This window comes from Dryocola clanedunensis subsp. sulfonylureivorans (assembly GCF_016756775.1).
GTDB classification, from domain to species: Bacteria; Pseudomonadota; Gammaproteobacteria; order Enterobacterales; family Enterobacteriaceae; genus Dryocola; species Dryocola clanedunensis.
In genome coordinates, this window is record NZ_JAERMU010000003.1 from 180,318 (window position 1) to 201,591 (window position 21,274).

At 50.2% G+C, this 21,274-nt stretch carries 18 protein-coding genes and 1 pseudogene; 11 read left to right on the top strand and 8 right to left on the bottom strand.

All coding sequences use genetic code 11. The features are described from left to right. The first annotated feature begins 2 nt into the window (after positions 1-2). The gene (locus HYQ67_RS04350) at positions 3-461 is read left to right on the top strand and encodes an NUDIX hydrolase (RefSeq protein ID WP_202301783.1); all 459 of its coding nucleotides are present in this window, start codon (positions 3-5) and stop codon (positions 459-461) included. Between the two features lie 105 nt (positions 462-566). Then, a complete protein-coding gene (locus tag HYQ67_RS04355; RefSeq protein WP_202301784.1) occupies positions 567-1,460 on the top strand; it encodes a LysR substrate-binding domain-containing protein in 894 nt (297 codons plus the stop codon). A gap of 21 nt (positions 1,461-1,481) precedes the next feature. On the opposite strand, the gene HYQ67_RS04360 is transcribed toward HYQ67_RS04355, so the two are convergent. Then, positions 1,482-2,285, bottom strand: coding sequence for an alpha/beta fold hydrolase (locus HYQ67_RS04360; RefSeq protein WP_202301785.1), 804 nt, complete (start codon positions 2,283-2,285; stop codon positions 1,482-1,484). Positions 2,286-2,532: 247 nt separating this feature from the next. Next, complete coding sequence (locus tag HYQ67_RS04365; protein WP_202301786.1) at positions 2,533-3,039, bottom strand: YkgB family protein; 507 nt, start codon at positions 3,037-3,039, stop codon at positions 2,533-2,535. An 810-nt stretch (positions 3,040-3,849) separates the two neighbouring features. On the opposite strand from HYQ67_RS04365, the gene HYQ67_RS04370 reads away from it, so the two are divergent. After that, the gene (locus tag HYQ67_RS04370; protein WP_202301787.1) at positions 3,850-6,669 is read left to right on the top strand and encodes an autotransporter outer membrane beta-barrel domain-containing protein; all 2,820 of its coding nucleotides are present in this window, start codon (positions 3,850-3,852) and stop codon (positions 6,667-6,669) included. A 68-nt stretch (positions 6,670-6,737) separates the two neighbouring features. Here the strand turns inward: HYQ67_RS04370 and HYQ67_RS04375 are convergent, their stop codons facing one another. Together HYQ67_RS04375 and HYQ67_RS04385 are read right to left on the bottom strand one after the other, a co-directional pair. Next, positions 6,738-6,902, bottom strand: a complete 165-nt coding sequence (locus HYQ67_RS04375; RefSeq protein WP_202301788.1) for a hypothetical protein — start codon at positions 6,900-6,902, stop codon at positions 6,738-6,740. A 484-nt stretch (positions 6,903-7,386) separates the two neighbouring features. Continuing rightward, positions 7,387-10,323, bottom strand: a complete 2,937-nt coding sequence (locus HYQ67_RS04385) for an autotransporter outer membrane beta-barrel domain-containing protein (protein ID WP_202301790.1) — start codon at positions 10,321-10,323, stop codon at positions 7,387-7,389. Positions 10,324-10,685: 362 nt separating this feature from the next. Here HYQ67_RS04385 and HYQ67_RS04390 point away from each other — a divergent pair, with 362 nt between their 5' ends. Further along, a complete protein-coding gene (locus tag HYQ67_RS04390; RefSeq protein ID WP_202301791.1) occupies positions 10,686-11,273 on the top strand; it encodes a recombinase family protein in 588 nt (195 codons plus the stop codon). A 218-nt stretch (positions 11,274-11,491) separates the two neighbouring features. Here the strand turns inward: HYQ67_RS04390 and HYQ67_RS24350 are convergent. The 4 genes and pseudogenes from HYQ67_RS24350 to HYQ67_RS04410 form a co-directional block, all read right to left on the bottom strand. Next, positions 11,492-11,638: pseudogene (locus HYQ67_RS24350) on the bottom strand (EAL domain-containing protein); the annotation flags it as partial. Between the two features lie 155 nt (positions 11,639-11,793). Continuing rightward, the gene (locus tag HYQ67_RS04400; protein ID WP_202301793.1) at positions 11,794-12,684 is read right to left on the bottom strand and encodes a DUF417 family protein; all 891 of its coding nucleotides are present in this window, start codon (positions 12,682-12,684) and stop codon (positions 11,794-11,796) included. A gap of 103 nt (positions 12,685-12,787) precedes the next feature. Continuing rightward, on the bottom strand, positions 12,788-13,534 hold the full coding sequence (locus HYQ67_RS04405; RefSeq protein WP_202301794.1) for an SDR family NAD(P)-dependent oxidoreductase: 747 nt from the start codon (positions 13,532-13,534) through the stop codon (positions 12,788-12,790). 416 nt (positions 13,535-13,950) lie between these two features. Continuing rightward, positions 13,951-14,712 (bottom strand): FadR/GntR family transcriptional regulator, encoded by a 762-nt coding sequence (locus tag HYQ67_RS04410; RefSeq protein WP_202301795.1) that lies wholly within the window; start codon positions 14,710-14,712, stop codon positions 13,951-13,953. Positions 14,713-14,934: 222 nt separating this feature from the next. On the opposite strand from HYQ67_RS04410, the gene HYQ67_RS04415 reads away from it, so the two are divergent. The 7 genes from HYQ67_RS04415 to fucP all read left to right on the top strand — a co-directional run bounded on the left by HYQ67_RS04415 (position 14,935) and on the right by fucP (position 21,214). Next, positions 14,935-15,675 carry an SDR family oxidoreductase gene (locus tag HYQ67_RS04415; protein ID WP_202301796.1) on the top strand — a complete coding sequence of 247 codons (741 nt, stop codon included), beginning with the start codon at positions 14,935-14,937 and terminating at the stop codon, positions 15,673-15,675. 62 nt (positions 15,676-15,737) lie between these two features. Continuing rightward, entirely contained in the window at positions 15,738-16,580 is an 843-nt protein-coding gene (locus tag HYQ67_RS04420; RefSeq protein WP_202301797.1) for a fumarylacetoacetate hydrolase family protein, read from the top strand. Between the two features lie 25 nt (positions 16,581-16,605). Further along, the gene (locus tag HYQ67_RS04425) at positions 16,606-17,889 is read left to right on the top strand and encodes an L-fuconate dehydratase (protein WP_202301799.1); all 1,284 of its coding nucleotides are present in this window, start codon (positions 16,606-16,608) and stop codon (positions 17,887-17,889) included. A 25-nt stretch (positions 17,890-17,914) separates the two neighbouring features. Beyond that, positions 17,915-18,775, top strand: a complete 861-nt coding sequence (locus tag HYQ67_RS04430; RefSeq protein WP_202301800.1) for an amidohydrolase family protein — start codon at positions 17,915-17,917, stop codon at positions 18,773-18,775. Further along, positions 18,753-19,529, top strand: a complete 777-nt coding sequence (locus HYQ67_RS04435; protein WP_202301801.1) for an L-fucose dehydrogenase — start codon at positions 18,753-18,755, stop codon at positions 19,527-19,529. The genes HYQ67_RS04430 and HYQ67_RS04435 overlap by 23 nt, the downstream gene beginning before the upstream one ends. Further along, positions 19,526-19,870: an L-rhamnose mutarotase gene (locus tag HYQ67_RS04440; RefSeq protein ID WP_202301802.1), complete on the top strand. Its 345-nt coding sequence runs from the start codon at positions 19,526-19,528 to the stop codon at positions 19,868-19,870. The genes HYQ67_RS04435 and HYQ67_RS04440 overlap by 4 nt, the downstream gene beginning before the upstream one ends. Positions 19,871-19,984: 114 nt before the next feature. Then, a complete protein-coding gene (gene fucP, locus HYQ67_RS04445; protein ID WP_202301803.1) occupies positions 19,985-21,214 on the top strand; it encodes an L-fucose:H+ symporter permease in 1,230 nt (409 codons plus the stop codon). Positions 21,215-21,274: the final 60 nt, after the last annotated feature.

A 21,274-nucleotide genomic window follows, 5' to 3' on the forward strand; every position in this document is an offset into this window, starting at 1 on the left:
CAATGAGGACGCGGCCATCCGCAAGATTATTGATAGTCGATAATGCAGGACGCTTACTGTTATTTAGATACACGCACAGTGCAGATGCGCTGACAGGCAGGTCATATTGGGCAACGCCGGGTGGCGGCGTTGAAAAAGACGAGTCATACGAGCAGGCCGCCATCCGAGAGTTACAGGAAGAAACCGGCATCGTGCGTGAAGACGTCGGCGTCTCTGTCGCAGTAAGAAAGTTTGTGATGAAGCTGCCTGATGGCGAAACCGTTAAGGCACAGGAAAGATACTACGTCGTTCGGGTGGACGATAACGAGCTCAGCAGAGAGAGCTGGAGCTGCAGTGAAAAACAAATCATCAGCGAGTGTCGCTGGTGGAGCGCTGAAGAGCTGAGTGTCACGGATGATGTCGTTTTTCCTGCGAATATTGTCGACATGCTGGCGAACGTGATTGGGCAGGGCGTCGAATAACGTCGGAAATAACAGGCAACAGCATTCAATTTAGCTCGGCAAACAGCTAAACTCAGACATATTGATTTTACTGATTAATCAAATTTAATGATTAATAGGGCGTATATGGATCTTCGTCACCTGAAATATTTTTTGGCCGTTGCCGAAGAACGGCATTTTGGCCGGGCGGCAGAACGACTCAACATTGTTCAACCCGCGTTGAGCATGCAGATTAAAGCCCTTGAGGCTGAGCTGGGTGGGCCCCTGCTGATACGTACCAGTCGCCGTGTCGAGCTAACCGAAGCCGGGAAGCTTTTGCAGGCGGAAGCCTCGCGCACGCTGGAGCAGGTCGAGCACACCCGCCTTGCCGTTGAACGATCTCTTCGCGGTGAAACAGGGAGGGTGCGGATAGGGTTTGCCGGCAATGCTGTCTTCAGCGGGAGGCTGATGCAGGATGTCCGATCCTTTCACCATGCCTTCCCGGATGCCGAATTAATTTGTCAGGAACTGGCTCCGCAGCTTCAACATGAAGCTATCCAGAACGGAACGCTGGATGTGGGTTATATGCCTGATTATTGTCCGGATCATAACTCGTCCCTGGCCTATGAAACCGTGGGGGAATGGGGAAGGGTTGTTGTGATGTCCAGCGAACATCCTCTCGCGGATTACGAAAGTCTGACGGTCGAGATGCTGGCGAATGAACCTTTGATTATGTATTCCATCAACGATGCAGATTCACAGCTGGACACGCAGCTGCGGGAGCTGCTTGGCGATTCGTTAAATATCGCCTTGCGCATCTCCAGCTCTCTGAGTGTCCTGGCGATGGCCGGTGCCGGGTTAGGGATTGCGCTGGTTCCCGCACCGTTAGCGCAGGTAACGATCCCGGGTGTAGTGTATCGGGTTCTTAATTCAAAGGCGTTAGCGGCGAACCTGATGATGGTCAGTCGAAGAAACGAACCCAGCGCCGCCGTGCTTGCCTACCTCCACCACACACGCCAACATGGCTTATTTACAATCTGAATAACTTATTGTTTTAATTAATTATTTTTTCAGAGAAACCAGAATCTCATGCAGTTCCCTGGCAAACAACGCCGGGTCCGTGGCATAGCTAAGATGATGGCCGCTAACCTCAATACACGGGCAGGGCAACTGTCGCGCCAGCTCACGGGCTGTCAGGGCATAAAACGCGTCGCCGCTTTCACGCCCCCTTGCGGTCACCATCGGCACAGCACCTTTACGCAGCGCCGCCAGGTCAGGGACAAAGCGATTAATGGTGTTGAATTCATAAGCAAGAAAACGCGCATACGCACTGCCCTGATCGCCCGGAGCCCCGCCGTTCAGGTCCAGCCCGACGAAGGATGTGTTGAACAGCTTCATCGCCTCGCCGCCGCCGTCTGCTTTATAGGTGTCATACACGCGATCGAAAAATTTGCGCCACGACGTGGATTCAGGCTCGGGCAAGAAGTCAGTGATCGGCGGCTCGTGATCAACCAGCCCCCGAACGAGCTGCGGGTGATCCTGCGTCAGCTTAAGCGCAATGTTCGCACCGGCACTGTTGCCGAACACGAACGCTTTTTCGGTGCCGAAAGCACGAATAACGGCGGCTGCATCACGGCCTTGTTGCGCCATATCCATTTCAGCCTGAGTATCGCCAGTACTGCGGAAGTTAGCCCGGCGGTCATACCGTACCACTGTATAGCGGTCTGAAAGCTGTGCGGACAGGGCGGCGAAACGGCGGCTGTCACCATTTCCCCCGGCAACCAGCAGCAGAAGCGGGCCCTGGCCTTCGACGTCATAAGCGAGCTCAGCACCTTCGTTGTGAACCGTTGCAGAATAATGTTGCATGAATGTTTCTCCAGAAGAAAATGGCGTTCAGTGTCACCTTGCTCAGCGCCAGAGACAAATAGATAAATTTTACCTATTAATCAATTTTAGTGATTATCGGAGGATTGGGGGGATGACAGAGAAGGGGATGAGAACGGCTCCTGGATATAACAGATAATCCCACAGCCGGGATTATCTGTTTGAGAATGCCAACATAAGATGCGCAGAGATCTTCACCCAGCGCAAGTCATGCGAGGTCAGCACAGCTTCATTGGCTAACAGGTGAGGAATTGCGAGCCTCAATTACCCGTCCAGCATCTTGCTTGAGTAAGTAGAAGGAGACGGTGAGTAATACAAGATCTTTTAACAAAAACGACGATACGATAGTCATAGCCGGGAAGCCTCCGGCCTCCTGGTCCCATGCGCCCGGGACGAAGGGAAGGATGGTGAAAGTGCCTACAAAGGTGGCACATGCGATAAGTGCACCAAGAAAACCTATTTTTTTATTCCAGAATCCTAAAAACAGGAGCGTGGCGCAGGTCCATTCTGTCGTTCCCAGAAAAATCCCGGTCCCCTTTATACCTAAGACTGGAATTGTCCAGAATATGAGAGGGCCACTTTTGATAAGGGGGATCAAACCTCTTATTTCAGCTTCAAACCATTTGTCGTAACCAAACCAGACAAATATGACAATCATTGCGGTACGGAGCAGGTGGTAATCGAGATCGCGCTTCAGAAAACCAAGGCGGGCAAATATATTTATAAGAAAATCCATATTTTTCTCCAGTTATATTGGTGGGCAGTCACGTTATTAGCCTACGTCAAGACTGTTAAATATATCAACCAGTTAATTTTGTGCTTACTCTGATCACAGACAATACAATACGAAAACCAACGGTATACATCATTATTGTAAATAGAGCGCTATCATCAACCAAATAAACCACATACAATATATAGCGTTTTCAGCAATCATCAACCACAAGATAATGATGTATGGATGAATGACATCATTAATTAATGCAATTCAGTGACCAATGAAAACGGTGCTGTTCGAGGATGTTTTATTTTCCCAGTTTGTGAATTTAACAAATTAAAATGGAATAATTGTACTTTGCTGCTATAGATATTTCATCTAACAAACATTCTCTTTGACAGCCTATTTTTATACAGTATTTATAGCAAGCGCTACAACATGCCTGTGTTGGACTGTGCCCCGATAAGCCTGTGAGGCTGGTCATTGAATTTAACGGATGAAAATAATTTAGGAATAATCTTGTTTTTGATATTTGAGTTTGTAAAAACTTTAACGTATGTTAAATGCATTGCGGCAAGAGAAGGGGCCTAAGCACTCTGCTTTATTCAATTTTATTATTTTGCACAGCCATCCATGAACCGTTTATTTATGTCATTCAAGACGTTGCGAAAACATGATCCATATCACACTTAATTAAAAAACACGTTGCTTCTTTAATATCTATTTTTATCGCCGCGAATGAGCTAGTTAGTTCTCAGGCTAATTGTTTACGGCGTTAATACATGCATTAGCTTATTAATTTGTAAAGTGTCCGGAAAGAGTAAAGCTATGAAAATGAAAACAATCACTCTTAATATATTATTTATTGTCAGCGGTGCCTCAATGTCGGCGCAGGCGGCAGATGGATGCGAAAAACAGACAGGCAGTAACGACTGGATCTGCTCGGGAACACCTGAAGCTGGAGGGGTGCAAGTCAGCATCGGCGATACATCAGGTAGTGTGACGTTTGATAAATCTTTTGAATACTCATTCCTGGGCAATGCAGGCGAGATTGAGGCTACGGGGACAGGTAATGTCACTCTCATTCAGGAAAAAGGTTCAGTCATAACTTCAGAGCGAACTAATGCCTTATTCTACTATGGCGGTGCGGATTCGTCCGGAAATCTCAATGCGGAATTTAACGGAGTGGTTAATGCTGGCGTCGGGCATACTTATGGATATGGCCTTCGTGTGGATAATTATGGCCGGGGCGCTGTTAATATTATTAACAACGGTGAAATTAGTGCCGGCAACATTGGTATTCAGGTTAAACAGGTTAGTAATGAATCTGATGGGATTGGTATAACAAATAATGGTTCATTGAAAGGAGCCTACGGTATTATTGCAACCACCCAGGATTCTGATGCCAGTTTACACAGTAGCGATATAACAATAAATAACACCGGAGATATTAGCGCAAGCGGTTCAAGCATCTACTCTATTAAGCTCCCTGATGGAACCTCCTATGCGTTAAGTGAGTCCGGGGGGATCTTATCCATCGCGGGCAGCGGTGCTGTGAATATCAGTAACAGTGGCACTATCACCGCCGATGACTATGGCATAATCACTGCCGGCGGAGGTAATACCCTCGTATCAAATACCGGTAGCATTATTTCAGACGGGGCGGGTATTGCCGTTGTCGGTATTGATACAGTTGATTCTACGGTAAGTAATTTTGATATCCAGACAAGTGGTAACGTTGAATCGCGAACAGGCACCGGTATTATTGTTGCCACGCAGGGAACGGCTAACGTTGACGTTCAGGGGGCGGTATCCGGTGGAAATGGTACGGCAGTAGATGTTCGCAACGCCCAAAATGGTGCCACGTTACGGCTCTCAGAAAACTGGCAGTTAACTGGCCAGGCCCTGGCTTCCACCACAGGAACTAACGATACGCTTGAACTGACCGGCGCAAAGGCTTCCACGCTCGATCTGACACGTATAGGGACTGATCTGATTGGCTTTGATGACCTTGTGAAGTCAGGTGATTCAATGTGGACACTGCAGGGGAAGCAGAGTGCAGGGGAATTTAATCGTGTCACGCTGCAGCAGGGCGGACTGAATCTCGATAATGCAACGCTGCTTACAACGGGTCCCGTGACGATTGAAACTCCGGCAGTCCTCTCGGTTAACGGCACTTCTCGTTTATCTGCTTCAACAGTGAACAACAGTGGCACCCTTAACCTTGCCAATAATATTGCGGGCGACGCACTCTATATCGACGGCGATTATATCGGGAATGGGGGCACAATCGCTCTTGATACAGAACTGAATGGTGATGAATCAGCAACCGATCGCATTGCTATCAGTGGATCGACAAGCGGTTCAACGGCCGTTCGCGTGAAAAATGCCGGAGGAAGCGGTGCGCAGACGCTAAATGGTATTGAATTGATTTCTGTAGGAGCAGCTTCGGACGGCGAGTTTACCCAGGATGGCCGAATTGTAGCAGGTGCTTATGACTACAAGCTGGTTCGTGGCAGCGGTGAGAATACTGCAAACTGGTACCTTTCCAGCACTGATACCACCCCAGAACCGACCCCAACTCCGGATCCTGAACCAGAACCAGATCCCACTCCGGATCCACAACCAGATCCCACACCGGACCCAAAACCAGATCCCACTCCAGCCCCCGCAGAGAATAATATACGTCCAGAAGCGGCAGCGTACGGCGCGAATATCGCAGCAGCAAATACGCTGTTTTCTACCTCGCTGCATGACCGGATGGGTGAAACTCATTATGTAGATGCTCTTGGGCAGGATCAGGTAACGAGTCTCTGGATGCGTAATGCGGGTGGACATAACCGTGCTACAGACAGTAGCGGTCAGAATAAAACGCAGTCGAATCGTTACGTTATTCAGATTGGTGGCGATCTGGCCTCTCTGAGCACAGACGGGGCTAATCGGTTTCACCTGGGAGTCATGGGTGGATATGCCAATCAACACGGCAATACCCGTAATCAACATACAGGATACAGTGCCGATAGCAGCATCGATGGCTACAGCGCCGGCTTTTATGCCACCTGGTTTCAGGATAATGTTGAGAAAACAGGTGCCTATGTTGACAGCTGGATACTGTACAACTGGTTTGATAACAGCGTCAGTGGGCAGGACAACCTGACCGAGAATTATCAATCCAAAGGCATCACTTCTTCGGTTGAGACGGGTTATACCCTGAAACTGACACAGTTAAGCGCACGCAGTAGCTGGTATATTCAGCCTCAGGCACAGCTCACATACATGGGGGTCAGGGCAGATGACCACCGCGAAAGCAACGGGACGAAAGTGATTTCCGAGGGGGATGGCAATATTCAGAGCCGCCTTGGCGTACGTACTTTTCTGAAAGGGCATCATGCTCTCGATGACGGAAAAGGGCGCACCTTTGAGCCTTTCGTTGAAGCGAACTGGCTGCACAACACCCGCAACTTTGGCGCATCGCTGGATGAGGTGCGAATCGATCGGTCCGGGACGCGTAACATTGGTGAACTCAAAACCGGAGTGGAAGCCAGGGTCAATAATACGGTTAATATGTGGGCCAGTATCAGCCAGCAGATGGGAGATAAAGGATACAGCGATACGCTTGGTGTCCTGGGTGTGAAAGCTAACTTCTGATGTTCCTGTTTGCTTAACAATGCCGCAGGTTCAGACTTGCGGTTTTTTTTTGCATGTTTCTGACGCCGTTACTTACCGTTACCGGCGGGAAAACTCAAGGGGACACAAAGCGCTCCCTTGAGAATAGTTATTTTTTGACGGGGTAATTGGCGGTCAGCGATTTTCACCATCATTGAACAACATTCATCCTGCAAATGTTTGACGTGATTTTCCAGAACATCATGCTGAGCCATTGCAGTCCTTATTTCTTGACAGTCGTCTGTACCGAAAGCGTGGCAGGAATTTGATGACGAAGGGCGCATGAAACCCTCAGACTGGTATGACAGGATGTTTCTTCCGAAATCATTCCAGTTATTGTTGCAGAGATCGCCTGATCGACCATCAATCTGGACAAAGGATTGCTGAATTCTACCTTATCTTACTTTGGTGCGCATAATGTATATTATGTTAAATCGCATACAGTGATAACTAAGTTCATAAGACTCTCCCACTAGCTGATAAATCAATACAGTTCAAACGGCCGAAGCGACACCGATACGTTCAGCTTGATCGTGGGTTCAAACCCAACAGTGCCACCAAATAAAACAAGGGCTTAGATAAAAAGTATCTAAGCCCTTTCTGATTCATCTACACTACGGACACTTTTCTTACAGCGGACAACAACTCTCCATACTTTTGAGTTGCCTTCCCTACCCACGAGGTAAGGAAGGAACCGGCTCAGAAGTTATAATTTAAACCGGCTTGTACGCTGACGCTGTTGTCGACATCACCCATTCCGGCATAAATGCCACTGGTGAAATGCAGATTTTTTGTAATGGCCGCATTTATCCCTGCTCCAACAATCCCCATTTTCTGGTTATGGCCAGAATTTTCCCGGTAATCTGCTGCCTGAATAGCTGAGTTATCGCTAAATTCGGTAATGTATCGCGCATCAATCCACGGCATGAGATCCAGTTTAGCGGTCTTGATATTACCGGTAATTCGTAAGCCCCCTCCAGTGTGCCAAGAAGAAACCTGATTTTTTCCAAAGCTAATTTGAGCATCAGAAAATTCGTCACTGTCGACTTTATTCCAGCCTAAAACGGCATAAGGTTGGATCAAGACATTAGGACTGGCTTTAATATTGACCCCGGTCCGGGTTTCAATGTCGTACATATCGCCATCGTAGGAACCGTTCAACGCTTCCTGCATGCCCGTGGTGGAACTCTGAACATTATTGGCAGACATGGAGTAGCGAATATCGCCGAGGCTGAAACTTCCATCAACAAACATACCCCAACGATTATCGTGCAGATGTTGCTGCCAACCGCCATACAGGCTGTAGAAATTACCGTATACGGTATTGTTGAAGTTGCCGTTAGCATCACTATTGTTGACGCGGTTGCGTGTATACGCCAGCGCAATACCACCTGTAAGGCTGTCTCCGTTGGTCAGTTTTTTACTCCAGTCCACCCCACCCTGCATGCCCTGCAAATTGCTGTGATAATCGACATCATCGGTGTAATCACCGTTTTGATAGAGGTAATCCCCCCATAAATGCGCCCCTTCGCTAATCCCGTTCATCAGGAAGCTACTGTGCAAATTGTCCATGCGATTGGCAATATCAGCGACCACGGCTAGTCCGGACTGTTTTGCACCGTCTAATCCGGCAATGGCACCTTTAACATCATTGGCTAAACCTGAATGCGTTTGCGTAATCATGATCTCACTGCCGGATAGTCCGTTATTCATTGGAACCGACGAGGCGGTGACATCATAGTTCCAGGCCCCGGAACGCGCAGCGACATCGTGTTTGCCATTGGCAAACTGGTAATTAATCGTTCCCTGGCTGACATCATCAAACGAAGCAATGATTGATTGCCCTTCCTGAGACGTTTTTGCCATCTGATTAATCGTCAGCGAGTTCACACCTGTCACTGCGCCTGTCACCAGAACTGAACTGTCCGTGCTCATATTTATCGTTGCATCAGACATAGTTTGGCCAACCAGCATCGATTTGCTCGTCAGATTATAAACAGTACTGCCATTTATCTCGGGGGTGGTTATTGCATTATCCTGGGTGGCATAAACCGCGTTCACATTTGTTAATTGCCCATTGAATGCGCTGCTACTGTCCATAACCATGGCGTTGCTGCCAGCACCGCCATCAATGTTCCCGTTCACCGAAGATCCACTCACAACGACAATACTGTCATTACCCGAACCCGTTTTCACATCCCCCGCCACCGTGGTTGCATCGCTGATAATAATGGAGGAATTTCCCGAACTGGCAGAGGTATCAATATTGCCGCTCATCTGGCTATTGGTGAGCATAATTTGTGCATTACCCGTACCTGACAATGTAACATCGCCAGCGACCTGACTATTACTCTGCACTGTCAAATCGGTATTACCACTCCCGGCAGCGATAGCAAGCCCGCCTTCAACAGAACTATTGTCCAGTACGACATTCACCTGGCCGCTACTGTTTGAGACATTCACATCTCCCTGAACGGTACTTGCAGAAAGCGAGAGCTGAGTGAGCGGCTGGGTGGTGGTGGCTCCTGCCACACTATTCAAAACTGCTGGGCTATTTGTATTATTGAGGACCAAATCCCCCTCAATCACCGTATCATCGGCAAGGGAGGCTTCCATCTTTCCGTTTTGGCTTTGTAGGTTCACATTCCCATTGACGGTGCTCTTCACTGCAGCGAATTCTGTATCTCCCGTCTTATTTTCCATGATGACATTGCCATTTACAGTGGAGCCTTGCATATTGATCTGGTTGGTACCTGTCTCATTCTGTAGCGCGATATCCCCGGTAACGGTGGATTGATTCATGGTAAGTTGGTTATTCGTCGTTCCTATAAGCGCAATACCTATATCGTCAAGTTGACTCAAATTCTGCGGTATGGGCTTACCTGTAGTCTGACTAATCTGTTGAGCGATAAGATCAATATTACCGGCAACTTCACTTTGTGAGGCATCCAGTGTGGCATTATTTAATGAAACGATATTATCCGATTTCAGGCTCACTGAATAAATGCCACCGTGTTCGAGAGAACTCTTATCCATGCTAATGGTTTGCGTGGCCGCACCACCGGTAATAATACTCCCATGTAATTGGCTGTTATTCTTAACACTTACGCTGTGAACGCCATTATCTAATGGATCGATATAAATAGCAGCGCCCATCATATAGGCTTTATCACCCACCGATTTGTTGTACTGAACGTTATCCTGCTCCCCATTCAGGTTAGCATTATCAATGACGATATTGGTATTAGTCGTACGGCCTGTGGCTCCCACTTCAATCATGTCCGCGGTAGCCCCCTTTTCTAACGTAATATTTGCAGTGCCTGTATAGCTCGCCTGAATATACTTACCAGACATGTCAGTTCCTGAAACTGTTAGCGACTGGACATCATCCTGTTTACGCTTATTCATATAAACGTTTGCATTTGATGAAGGGTCATTGATGAATGCAGTTCCGGTGCTGTCAATAAAATACAGATCTTTATTCTGATATGGCGTGACACCACAAGTCGTGGTGGGTGACGACCCACATGCTGCTGCTTGCACCCCGGCGCTGACACTAGATGAAAAAATAAGGATGGGAGAAATGCTTGCCAAAATACATTTGGCAATTGGCGAAAGATTTTCTTTGAATAACATGCGAAGGTTTTCCTTACCAGCTTAACAGTAATTTGAAAATACAGGCCGCAAAATATCACTAAAATTAGCGATATTAATGACGGGAATAGTTAAGATCTGCGATAAAATCATATATCACAGAAAATTAATGACGTGACTGAAATTCAGATTTAATAAAACAACCTTAGGTCTCAGTTAATACACGAACAATAACGTGACTAGTCCTGACATTATTAGCTATTCGTGCCATTCCTTATCTTTAACAATCAAGAGCTGACGAGACTGAACAGGTAACGCATTGATATTAAATATGAAAAATATTTGAAACGCAGGGAGTCTCAATATATAATATTGGGACTCCCTGAAAATCATAATGCCACCCTATGAAAAAAATATTTGTTTACTTACCTGTTGATGAAGAATACGCAGAATCGAAATCTGCTTTAGTAGCTGCGACCCAGCAGTTGGATGCTGGTATGACGCACTTTTTTGAGGAAAAAGAGGATGATCTTGCTGTGTTAAAACAGATACTTACAACAGCAAATTCTGGTGATGTGCTCGTCGTCGCGAAACTCATTGTTTTGGCAAGAATGCCGGAAGAGGAGTGGATAAATCTTTGTAAAACCGCAGAGAAAGGAATGAACGTTGTTGCTTTAAACCTAAATTCGACATTACAGGGGTTGCATATTTCCAATGAGAGTGAGCGCATAGCAAGCCGCGCATCCACGGCAACCTTGTTAGAGTTGACCGGGAAAGCCATTAAATATGTACAGACAAACCCTCTGTTTGCACAGAAAAAAACCCCAACGGGGAGTCTTGCTGGCAGGCCTGTTGATAAGGATTTGCATCATCGCATCTCCTTACGGTTATTAGCGGGGGAAAGTTACAGTAAGATTCAAAAAATGGAAAACTGTGGCAGATCAACCATTTCACGAGTAAAAAACTCTATGACGGTTGTTAAAGAAGAATAACTACAATTTACTCCCCGAAAACTACCTTTATTCTAACTTCGGATAGAACGCCGCTTTTGCCGCATCTATTTGCTTCATCGAAGATTACACATACCAGTGATCAGCCTGTAGGTCCGGACGACGGGCCAACAGCTGATAGTTAAGCGAGGATGGTATCTTCGATAAAATGTTAGACGATAGTCAGTCCGGCGAGTCCAAAACAGATGCTCCATCGGGCTAGCGACTAGTTTGTAGCCCAATGCATGGCCTAAATTAACAATCGTTTTGATAATGGCCACATCAACCTGGTCATGTGGCAAACCAGAGATAAAGGCGCGGTCAATCTTCAGACTATTAACCGGCAGGTTTTTAGGATGATTATTCATTTGTCATTGATAAACTGATTTACATTTTCATTTCAGCATGATGAATAAAGGAACGCCCTTTTTGGGCGTTCCTTTCCCGGCGTCGTATCGTTCGTTGACAACGTACTGCGCTTCACTTCATGCTGAGAAGAGTAAAGCTCAATCAGATCAGTTCATCACGTCCGCTGTGGCAATTGTTTGTGGCATATTTTTGTATAAGGCGTGAGAAACAATACCAGTGCTCCAAGCAGCAATAACTCATCCTTGATAAGAAATTGTCCGGTACGGCCAATAAACGGAAAACCGAAGCCTGATTGCCAGCCAGGTAAGCTGAACAAAAAAGAGTTGGTTAACAAGTAAGTGCAAATCGCAGCAAGGAAACCCAGGCGTGCAATATTCTGATGCCATGGCCAGAAAAGCATCAGCGCCGCCGTGCCGAGCTCTGTCACTCCGATAACAATTGATGCCTGTTGGATCGTGCAGAAGTCATAAAGCCAGGAGAAGAACGGGCTCGTTTTCATCAGATGGCTGATGCCCGTCGCTTCCACCATCGTAAACTTCATGCCCCCAATCCAGATAAGCACCAGTAGTTGCCCTAACCACAGACCGATCACAGCAGCTCGATATAGACGCTCACGATGCTGGAAGGCAAAAATCCCCAGCCCTAACGCGGCAATACCTAAATGTTTTAACAGTGTTTGCCCACCCCCAATCACCGGGAAGCCGGAATACACATCGGTATGCTGGTACATAGGTTTGCCGATGAGCAACAATAACCCGAAAAACCAGAATATCGCTGCCGCCAGCCCGGCATAGCGGCGGATCGTTACCTGTGGGAACAGCAGCAATAAACCAATCACCACCTCAACTGTACCAACAATGATACTCACGGTGCTGGCCATAGAGGCTGCAGGCAGCCAGGCATACTGCACCAGTAAAGCCGCCATCGAGTCGGCCATAAATGGCAAGAACCGCATCAGGCCAAACCAAATCATGACGATGCCCAGCAAAACAGAAATGAGGCGCCAGAGATATCTTCCCGCGGAATAAACTTCATTTTCGTTCATAGAATATCCTTATTTAATGGGCAGCCGGGAGCTCGTTCATACTGCGATAGTTAAAAAAGCTTAGCGTTGATATTTTTAGGCTCCCTGACTGCTATAACCACATTTAGCCAGCAGCGTAACCACCATCAACCGTTATTATCTGCCCGACAATAGATTTAGCCGCATCAGAAGCCAGAAACAGAGCTGTTCCTGCGATTTCTTCCGTCGTGACTATTCGCCCACTAGGTAGTTTGCTGAGAAACTCTTTTTTTGCCATTTCATCGTGGCCAACAAATCGATCGAACATCTCTGTTGCAACAGGTCCAGGTGCAATAGCATTAACCCGTACACCTGAGCCAGCAACTTCCAGCGCGGCTGAACGGGTTAAACCATTGACAGCATGTTTGCTGGCAGCATAAATACTGCCGCCAGGCATACCTACCAGTCCCGCGACCGATGAAAAATTAATAAAGCTCCCTGCCCCTTGCTGCAGCATAACGGGCAGGAAATGTTTCATAACTAATTGTGTCCCAAGGACATTCGTATTGAACACAGTGTGGAAGTCTTCGACAGTGGTATTTTCAATGAGGGAGGGTTTGCCTTCGGTCCCGGCAACATTCAGAACGGCATCGATATTACCCGAAATTTTTGTCGCCTCATTAACCAGTTCGGACACCTGCTCTTCTATGGCTATATCGGCCTTGATAAAGTAAATATCAGTATGAATGGAATGAAACTCATTTAATAATTTCGCGCCATTTTCTGGATTACGGCCTGAGAAAATAACTCTGTACCCTTCCCTTGCAAAACACCTGACACACTCAGTGCCAATTCCTGATAAAGCACCTGTAATAACAACCGTTCTTGTCATGTTTTAACTCCGGCTTTGTTAGTTCGACTTAATGCAGAATCTACAATATCCTACAGTTTAATTTCACATTAAACCTTCCGGCGCCTCAAAACAACGGTAAAAATAATATCTAAAATATTGAATTGTATTTTTTGAATAATTGAATTGGTCATGACTAACTAGCCATATTGAAGGGGTTTATTGATGACCCTGGCTGATAATAGTTTCAGCTACATCTTTGAAATTTTATTGGGTGAATGATGAGCGTTTCATTATGAAGCTTGAGATTCGTTATTCAGTCAGGCTTTGATGCCCATGCGCGACAACCCGATTGCTTCTTGCTGGTCAATCGTACCGCACGACTTATGCCGAGGCTGATGTGCCGCGCGCGGTGCATTTCTAATTTCTGAACGTTGACACTATCCCCGCAACCATTCTCACTCTTGTCCGAAAATCTTAATCACGGCATCCAGATGAGCCTTCATCGCTTTTTTTGCTGCACGGCCGTCGCGGGCTTCCAGCGCGGCCAGGATCTCGAGATGCTCTGTTTCAGATCGGTGCGGCATATCCTGCGGGGTGTAATGAAGCTGCAGATTGCGGAACATGGTGCCGTAGCGGTGCCCCAGCAGATGCGCAATGATAAAGGCATAGGCCGGATTCCCGCTGGCCTGAGCAATACGGATATGAAATAAACGGTCACCCGGATGCGTTGCCGAGCCGTTTCGGTTATCGCGACAGTTTTGCTCATACGCCTGCCTGATCGCCGCAAGCTCATCGTCGGTGGCGTTTGTTGCCGCCAGCGCAGCGGTCTCAGGCTCTATCAGCCGTCGGGTTTGCAGCAGCGAGAACGGCGGCAGCTCGGCGGTGAAATCCAGCTCGATATTCAGTTCATCATCCACATCCGCCCACTGATTGCGCCCCGCCTGGGACATGACCGGCTCCTGTGACAACGTCACCGGTGCCGCCGGTGGCTGGCAGACAATAACGCCGTTACCCACACGAACGCTCACCAGCCCGATGACTTCCAGCGCGATCAGCGCCTCTCGCACGGACGCCCTGCTAACCTGAAACTGACTGGCCAGATCGCGCTCTGCGGGAAGGCGGCTGCCCGGCGGAAATTCTTTGTTGTCAATCAGCGTCTTTAGCTGGTCTGCTATCTGTCTGTAAATTCTGGGATTTTCTAATTTTTTTATCGGCATCGGGCACCTGATGTCAACGCTTATTAAGTGATTCAGCTAGCATTTCTCGGACAAAAATCTTGCTGATTTGTTTTATGCATGTAAAAAATTAGTTAAACAAAATGGCGTTTTAGGGAAAGACTTGCCCGACATCTTAACAAAAAGCGCTGCTCATCACGCATTTTTTTTACCCTCAATGGCCTGACCATTAGGCCTTTAACTGACCTTTTAACAGGAGTTGCTATGAACCTGGCAGGGAAAAAAGTTCTGATTACCGCCGCTGGACAAGGCATCGGCTTTACTACCGCCACGCTGTTTGCCCGTGAAGGCGCACAGGTGATCGCTACCGATATCAACATCGACGGGCTGCGCGGTATTCAGGGGATTACCCCTCGCCTGTTGGACGTGACCGACTCTCAGGCCATTGCCGCCATAGCGGAAGAAACTGGCGCGATCGACGTACTTTTCAACTGTGCCGGCGTGGTTCACAGCGGTGATATCCTGACCTGCACGGAACGCGAATGGCAGTTTGCGTTGGATCTCAACGTGACGGCCATGTTCCGCACCATCCGCGCCTTTTTACCCGCCATGCTTGAACGCAACCGTGGGTCGATTATCAATATGTCGTCGGTCGCCTCAAGTATCAAAGGCGTGCCAAATCGCTTTGCCTACAGTGCCTCGAAAGCCGCCGTTATTGGCCTGACGCGCTCTGTTGCGGCGGATTATGTCACCCGCGGGATCCGCTGCAACGCCATCTGTCCAGGTACGGTGGAATCGCCCTCCCTGCATCAGCGCATTGCCGCCCAGGCGCAGGCTGAAGGCCGCAGCGAAGCCGAAGTTTACGCGGCGTTTGTTGCCCGCCAGCCGATCGGCCGCATCGGCAAAACTGAAGAAATCGCCCAGCTGGCGCTGTATCTGGCCTCGGATGCCAGCTCATACACGACCGGCACCGTACAAATAATTGACGGCGGCTGGAGCAACTGACGCACCGTAAATTTAGCCATCTGATTTTCATAGATTTTATTTTCAAACAAGGACACTGCCCCATGAAATTACTCCGTTACGGTAACGCAGGTTCGGAGCGCCCCGGCCTGCTGGACAACAATGGCAAACTGCGCGATCTGAGTGCGCATGTCGATGACATCAGCGGCGAATTTTTACGGCCAGAAACGCTGGAGGCTTTACGCAAGCTCGACCCGCAAAGCCTGCCGCTGGTCAGTGGCGAACCGCGCCTTGGCGCATGCGTTGGCAAGGTGGGGAAATTTATCTGTATCGGCCTTAATTACGCCGATCACGCGGCTGAAACTGGCGCTGAGATCCCCAAAGAACCGGTGATCTTCAATAAATGGACCAGCGCGATAGTCGGCCCCAACGATGACGTAGAAATTCCGCGTGATTCGGTCAAAACCGACTGGGAAGTGGAACTCGGCGTGGTCATCGGCACCGGCGGACGCTATATCAGCAAAGCCGACGCCATGTCGCACGTCGCCGGTTACTGCGTGATTAACGATGTCTCCGAGCGCGAATTCCAGATTGAACGCGGCGGCACCTGGGACAAAGGCAAAGGCTGCGACACGTTCGGCCCAACTGGCCCGTGGCTGGTCACGGCCGATGAAATCCCCGACCCTCACCAGCTAAATCTGTGGCTTGAGGTGGACGGTAAGCGCTATCAGAACGGCAACACGCGCACGATGATTTTCCAAATCCCCGAGATCATCAGTTACCTCAGTCGCTTCATGAGCCTGCAACCGGGCGACATTATCTCCACCGGTACGCCGCCAGGCGTCGGGCTTGGGCAAAAACCGCCGGTCTACCTGAAGGCCGGCCAGGTGATGCGTCTGGGGATAGAAGGTTTGGGTGAGCAGCGTCAGAAGACGGTACAGGCATAGCGCTTTTAGCTGAAGGAACTTTGCGATGACAACGATTACGGCTTTACGTGTTGAAGATGTTCGCTTCCCGACCTCGCAGGCGCTGGACGGCTCGGATGCGATGAACCCGGACCCGGATTACTCCGCCGCCTATGTGATTCTGGAAACTGACGATCCGGCGCTGCGCGGGCACGGCCTGACTTTTACTATCGGACGCGGCAACGAAATCTGTTGTGCGGCGATTAAGGCGCTGGAACATCTGATTATCGGTCGCGTACTGGCAGACATCACCGCCGATATGGGCAAGTTCTGGCGCGAATTTACCAGCGACAGCCAGCTGCGCTGGATTGGCCCTGACAAAGGAGCGATCCATCTGGCGACCGGTGCGGTAGTGAATGCGGTATGGGATTTATGGAGCAAAGCCGCCGGAAAGCCCGTGTGGAAACTGGTTGCCGACATGTCACCGGAAGAGCTGGTGCGCTGTATCGATTTCCGCTACATCACCGACTGTATAACGCCGCAGGAAGCGCTGACCTTATTGCAGCAGCGAGCCGATAACAAGGCGCAGCGCATGGAGAAGCTGCTGGCGGAAGGCTATCCCTGTTACACCACGTCGGCAGGCTGGCTGGGCTATCCCGACGATAAATTACGCCGTTTGTGTCAGGAAGCCGTCGATGCCGGATTCGATTATCTGAAGCTGAAAGTCGGGCGCGACCTGGAGGATGACATCCGCCGCGTGCGCATTGCCCGCGAAGTTATCGGGCCGGACCGCAAACTGATGATTGACGCCAATCAGGTATGGGAAACCAACGAAGCGATTCCGTGGGTTAACGCCCTCGCCTTTGCCAGCCCGTGGTTTATCGAAGAACCCACCAGCCCGGATGACATTGAAGGCCACCGAAAAATCCGCCAGGGCGTCGCGCCGGTTAAAGTTGCCACCGGTGAAATGTGTCAGAACCGCATCATGTTTAAGCAGTTCATCATGCGCGAAGCCATTGACGTGGTACAGATTGACGCCTGCCGCATGGGCGGTGTGAATGAAGTGCTGGCGGTGATGCTGATGGCGGCAAAATACAATCTGCCGGTCTGTCCTCATGCGGGCGGCGTCGGGCTGTGTGAATACGTGCAGCATTTGTCGATGATTGATTATCTCTGCATTGCCGGCACGCATGAAGGCCGCGTGATCGAATACGTTGACCATCTTCACGAGCATTTTGTACACCCGTGCGACATTCGTGACGCGGCGTATATGCCACCGCTTGCCGCGGGCTTTTCCATCGAAATGCATCAGGCCTCGGTGGAGAAGTATCGCCATCGCGACGGATCTTAACGGCTAAGCAGCGAGGAGAACGCCGATGACGCGAATCGACAGCCATCAGCATTTTTGGCGCTATACGCCGCAGGATCACCCCTGGATGAGTGATGATATGGGGGTACTGAAGCAGGATTTACTGCCGGAAAGGTTACGACCATCGTTACAACGTCACGTTATTCAGGGCACGATCCTCGTTCAGGCCCGATCCTGCCCAAATGAAACGCGCTGGCTGCTGGATATAGCAGAAAAGACCGACTTCGTGCGCGCCGTGACCGGCTGGGTGGATCTCTCTTCACAGGCGCTGCCAAAAAAGCTGGAGGCAGCTTCGCACCCGCTGCTGCGCGGTTTTCGGCATCAGGTTCAGGACGAACCATCCCCTGCGCAGTGGCTGGCGGATACGGCAATTAATAACGGACTCCGCCAGCTTCAGCAGCAGGAATATGTCTATGAAATTCTGGTCACGCACCGCCATCTGGCAGAGGCGGTGCAGTTTGCCGGGCGGCATGACAACTATTTTCTGGTGCTCGATCACTGCGGCAAGCCCGATTTAAGCCGGGGGGCCGCGCACTGGAAGAAACAGATTGCGCCTCTGGCCGCGTTAAAACACGTCAGCTGCAAAATCTCCGGGCTGCTGACCGAGCCGCGACCGCCGGGCATGTCACCCCGCGATTTGCTGCCCTATTTCGACGCCGCGCTGGACATCTTTGGCAGCGAGCGTCTGATGTTTGGCTCCGACTGGCCGGTGTGCCTGCTGGCCGGCGAGGATGAAAATCCGTGGGCTTTCATTGAACAGGCTACCGCAGCGCTAAGCGACGACGAACAGGCCGCCATTTATGGCGGCAATGCCCACACAGTTTACCGACTACAGGAAACGAGTAATGAATCTGCATCTGCAAAATAAGGTGGTGATGGTGACCGGCGGCGGATCCGGCATTGGCGCGGCGATTTCGCTAACGCTTGCCGAAGAAGGTGCCATTCCGGTGATTATCGGCAATACCAAACCCGCCAATGAACTGATGGATAATCTGCAGCGGCTTTCACCGCGGGCCGGTTTTGTGCTGACCGAACTTCGCGACGAAGCCAGCTGCAAGGCCTGCGTGGAAGATATTCTCGCGCGCTATGGCTGCATCGACGGGCTGGTCAATAACGCCGGAGCCAACGACAGCGTGGGGCTGGACGCCGGTCGGGAAGCCTTTGTTCAATCGCTTGAGCAAAACCTGGTTCACTATTACCTGATGGCGCATCTGAGCCTGAGCGCCCTGCGCGCCAGCCGGGGTGCCATCGTTAATATCAGTTCAAAAACTGCGTTGACCGGGCAAGGCAATACCAGCGGTTACGCTTCGGCGAAAGGCGGCATTCTGGCGCTGACCCGCGAATGGGCGGCAGCGCTGCTCGGCGACGGTATCCGGGTCAACGCGGTGATCCCGGCGGAAGTCATGACGCCGCTGTACGAACGCTGGATAAAAAGCTTCGATCGTCCCGAAGAAAAGCTGCAGCAAATTACCTCGCATATTCCGCTGGGCCAGCGCATGACCACGCCGCAGGAAATTGCCAATACGGTCGTGTTTCTGCTCTCCTCCCGCGCCTCCCACACGACCGGCCAGTGGTTGACCGTGGACGGCGGCTATAGGCATCTCGACCGGGCGCTGACATGAAGCGCCGCTATTGTCAGGCGCTGGATCTCGCGGACGATCCGGCGCTTATCGAAGAATATCAGCGCTATCACCGTGAAATCTGGCCGGAAGTCACCGCGCATCTACGCCGTTACGGCATCGCGGAGATGGAAATTTACCGGCTGGGTAACCGGCTGATAATGGTGATGGAAACCACGGAAGAGTTCGACAGTGGGCTGTTTGAACGCCGCAGTCTTGCCGATCCGAAAATCTGTGAGTGGGAAGCCCTGATGTGGAAATATCAGCGCCCCACGCCGTGGACGCCCGCCGGTGAAAAGTGGGTGGCAATGGAGCAAATTTTTTCGCTTGCCGACCAGAAATAGATCGGCTCCCTGCTATTGAGGGAGCCGATCGCGTTTTTCATGTTATCTGACATAAAAAAATCAGCCGTTTGAGCTGACCCCCTACATGCGTTACCAGATACTGAGGAATACACTATGCTCGCCGACAAAACTGCCGCACCTGCTTATGCGCAGCGCAAAACAACGTCCGGTTACCGACTGGCGTTCGTTCTGGTCACCACGCTGTTTTTCCTGTGGGGTTTATCCTACGGGTTGCTGGATGTCCTGAATAAGCATTTCCAGGAAGTGCTGCACGTCAATAAAGCCCAGTCTGGCCTGTTACAGGCCGCCTATTTCGGGGCGTATTTTATCATCGCCCTGCCCGCCGGTTTCTTCATGGACAGGTTCGGCTATAAAGCCGGGATCCTGGTCGGGCTTTGTCTGTATGCGCTTGGGGCGCTGCTGTTCGTCCCTGCCGCTTCCGCAGGCAGCTTTGCCATGTTCCTGTTCGCGCTGTTTGTCATCGCCCTCGGTCTGGGATGTCTGGAAACTGCCGCTAACCCGTTCGCCACCGTGCTGGGCGATCCGGCTGGTGCAGAGCGTCGGCTGAATCTCTCACAGTCTTTTAACGGCCTGGGCCAGTTTATTGGCCCTATCATCGGCGGCTCGCTGTTCTTCTCCGCCACGCAGGGCACCACGGCTGACGGCTTGTCATCGGTAAAAACGACCTACGTCGCCATCGCGGTCTTAGTGCTGCTGATTGCCTTCCTGTTCGGGCGCACAAAACTGCCGGACATTCGCGAGCAAAGCACGTCCGAGGAGCACGGCATCGAGAAAGGATTGTGGCAGCATGGCCATTTCACCGGCGGCGTCATTGCGCAGTTCTTCTATGTGGCGGCGCAGGTAGGCGTCGGGGCCTTCTTCATCAACTACACTACGGAGCACTGGCATACGCTGTCGAACCAGAACGCGTCCTATCTCCTGTCCGTCGGTATGATAAGCTTCATGGTTGGCCGTTTCTTCAGTACCTGGCTGATGGGGTTTGTCCGCCCTGCCACGCTGTTGGTGGTCTACGCCATCATTAATATCGTGCTGTGCGGCGTGGTCGTTGCGGGGATTGATAACGTCTCGGTGATTGCGCTGGTCGCTATCTTCTTCTTCATGTCGATCATGTTTCCGACCCTTTTCGCCATGGGCGTCAAGAACATGGGTAAACAAACTAAACGCGCCAGTTCGGTGATGATCATGGCGATTGTTGGCGGCGCTATCATGCCGTATCTGATGGGGGCGATTGCCGATCGCTACAGCACTGCGGTTTCCTACGCGCTGCCGATGGTGTGTTTCGCCGTGGTGTTGGTTTACGCGCTGAAGCAGCGGGCGAAATAGCCCATTTTGTGAAAATAGCGGCCTGTTTTACAGGCCGCTTCAGACAGATGACAAACCTAA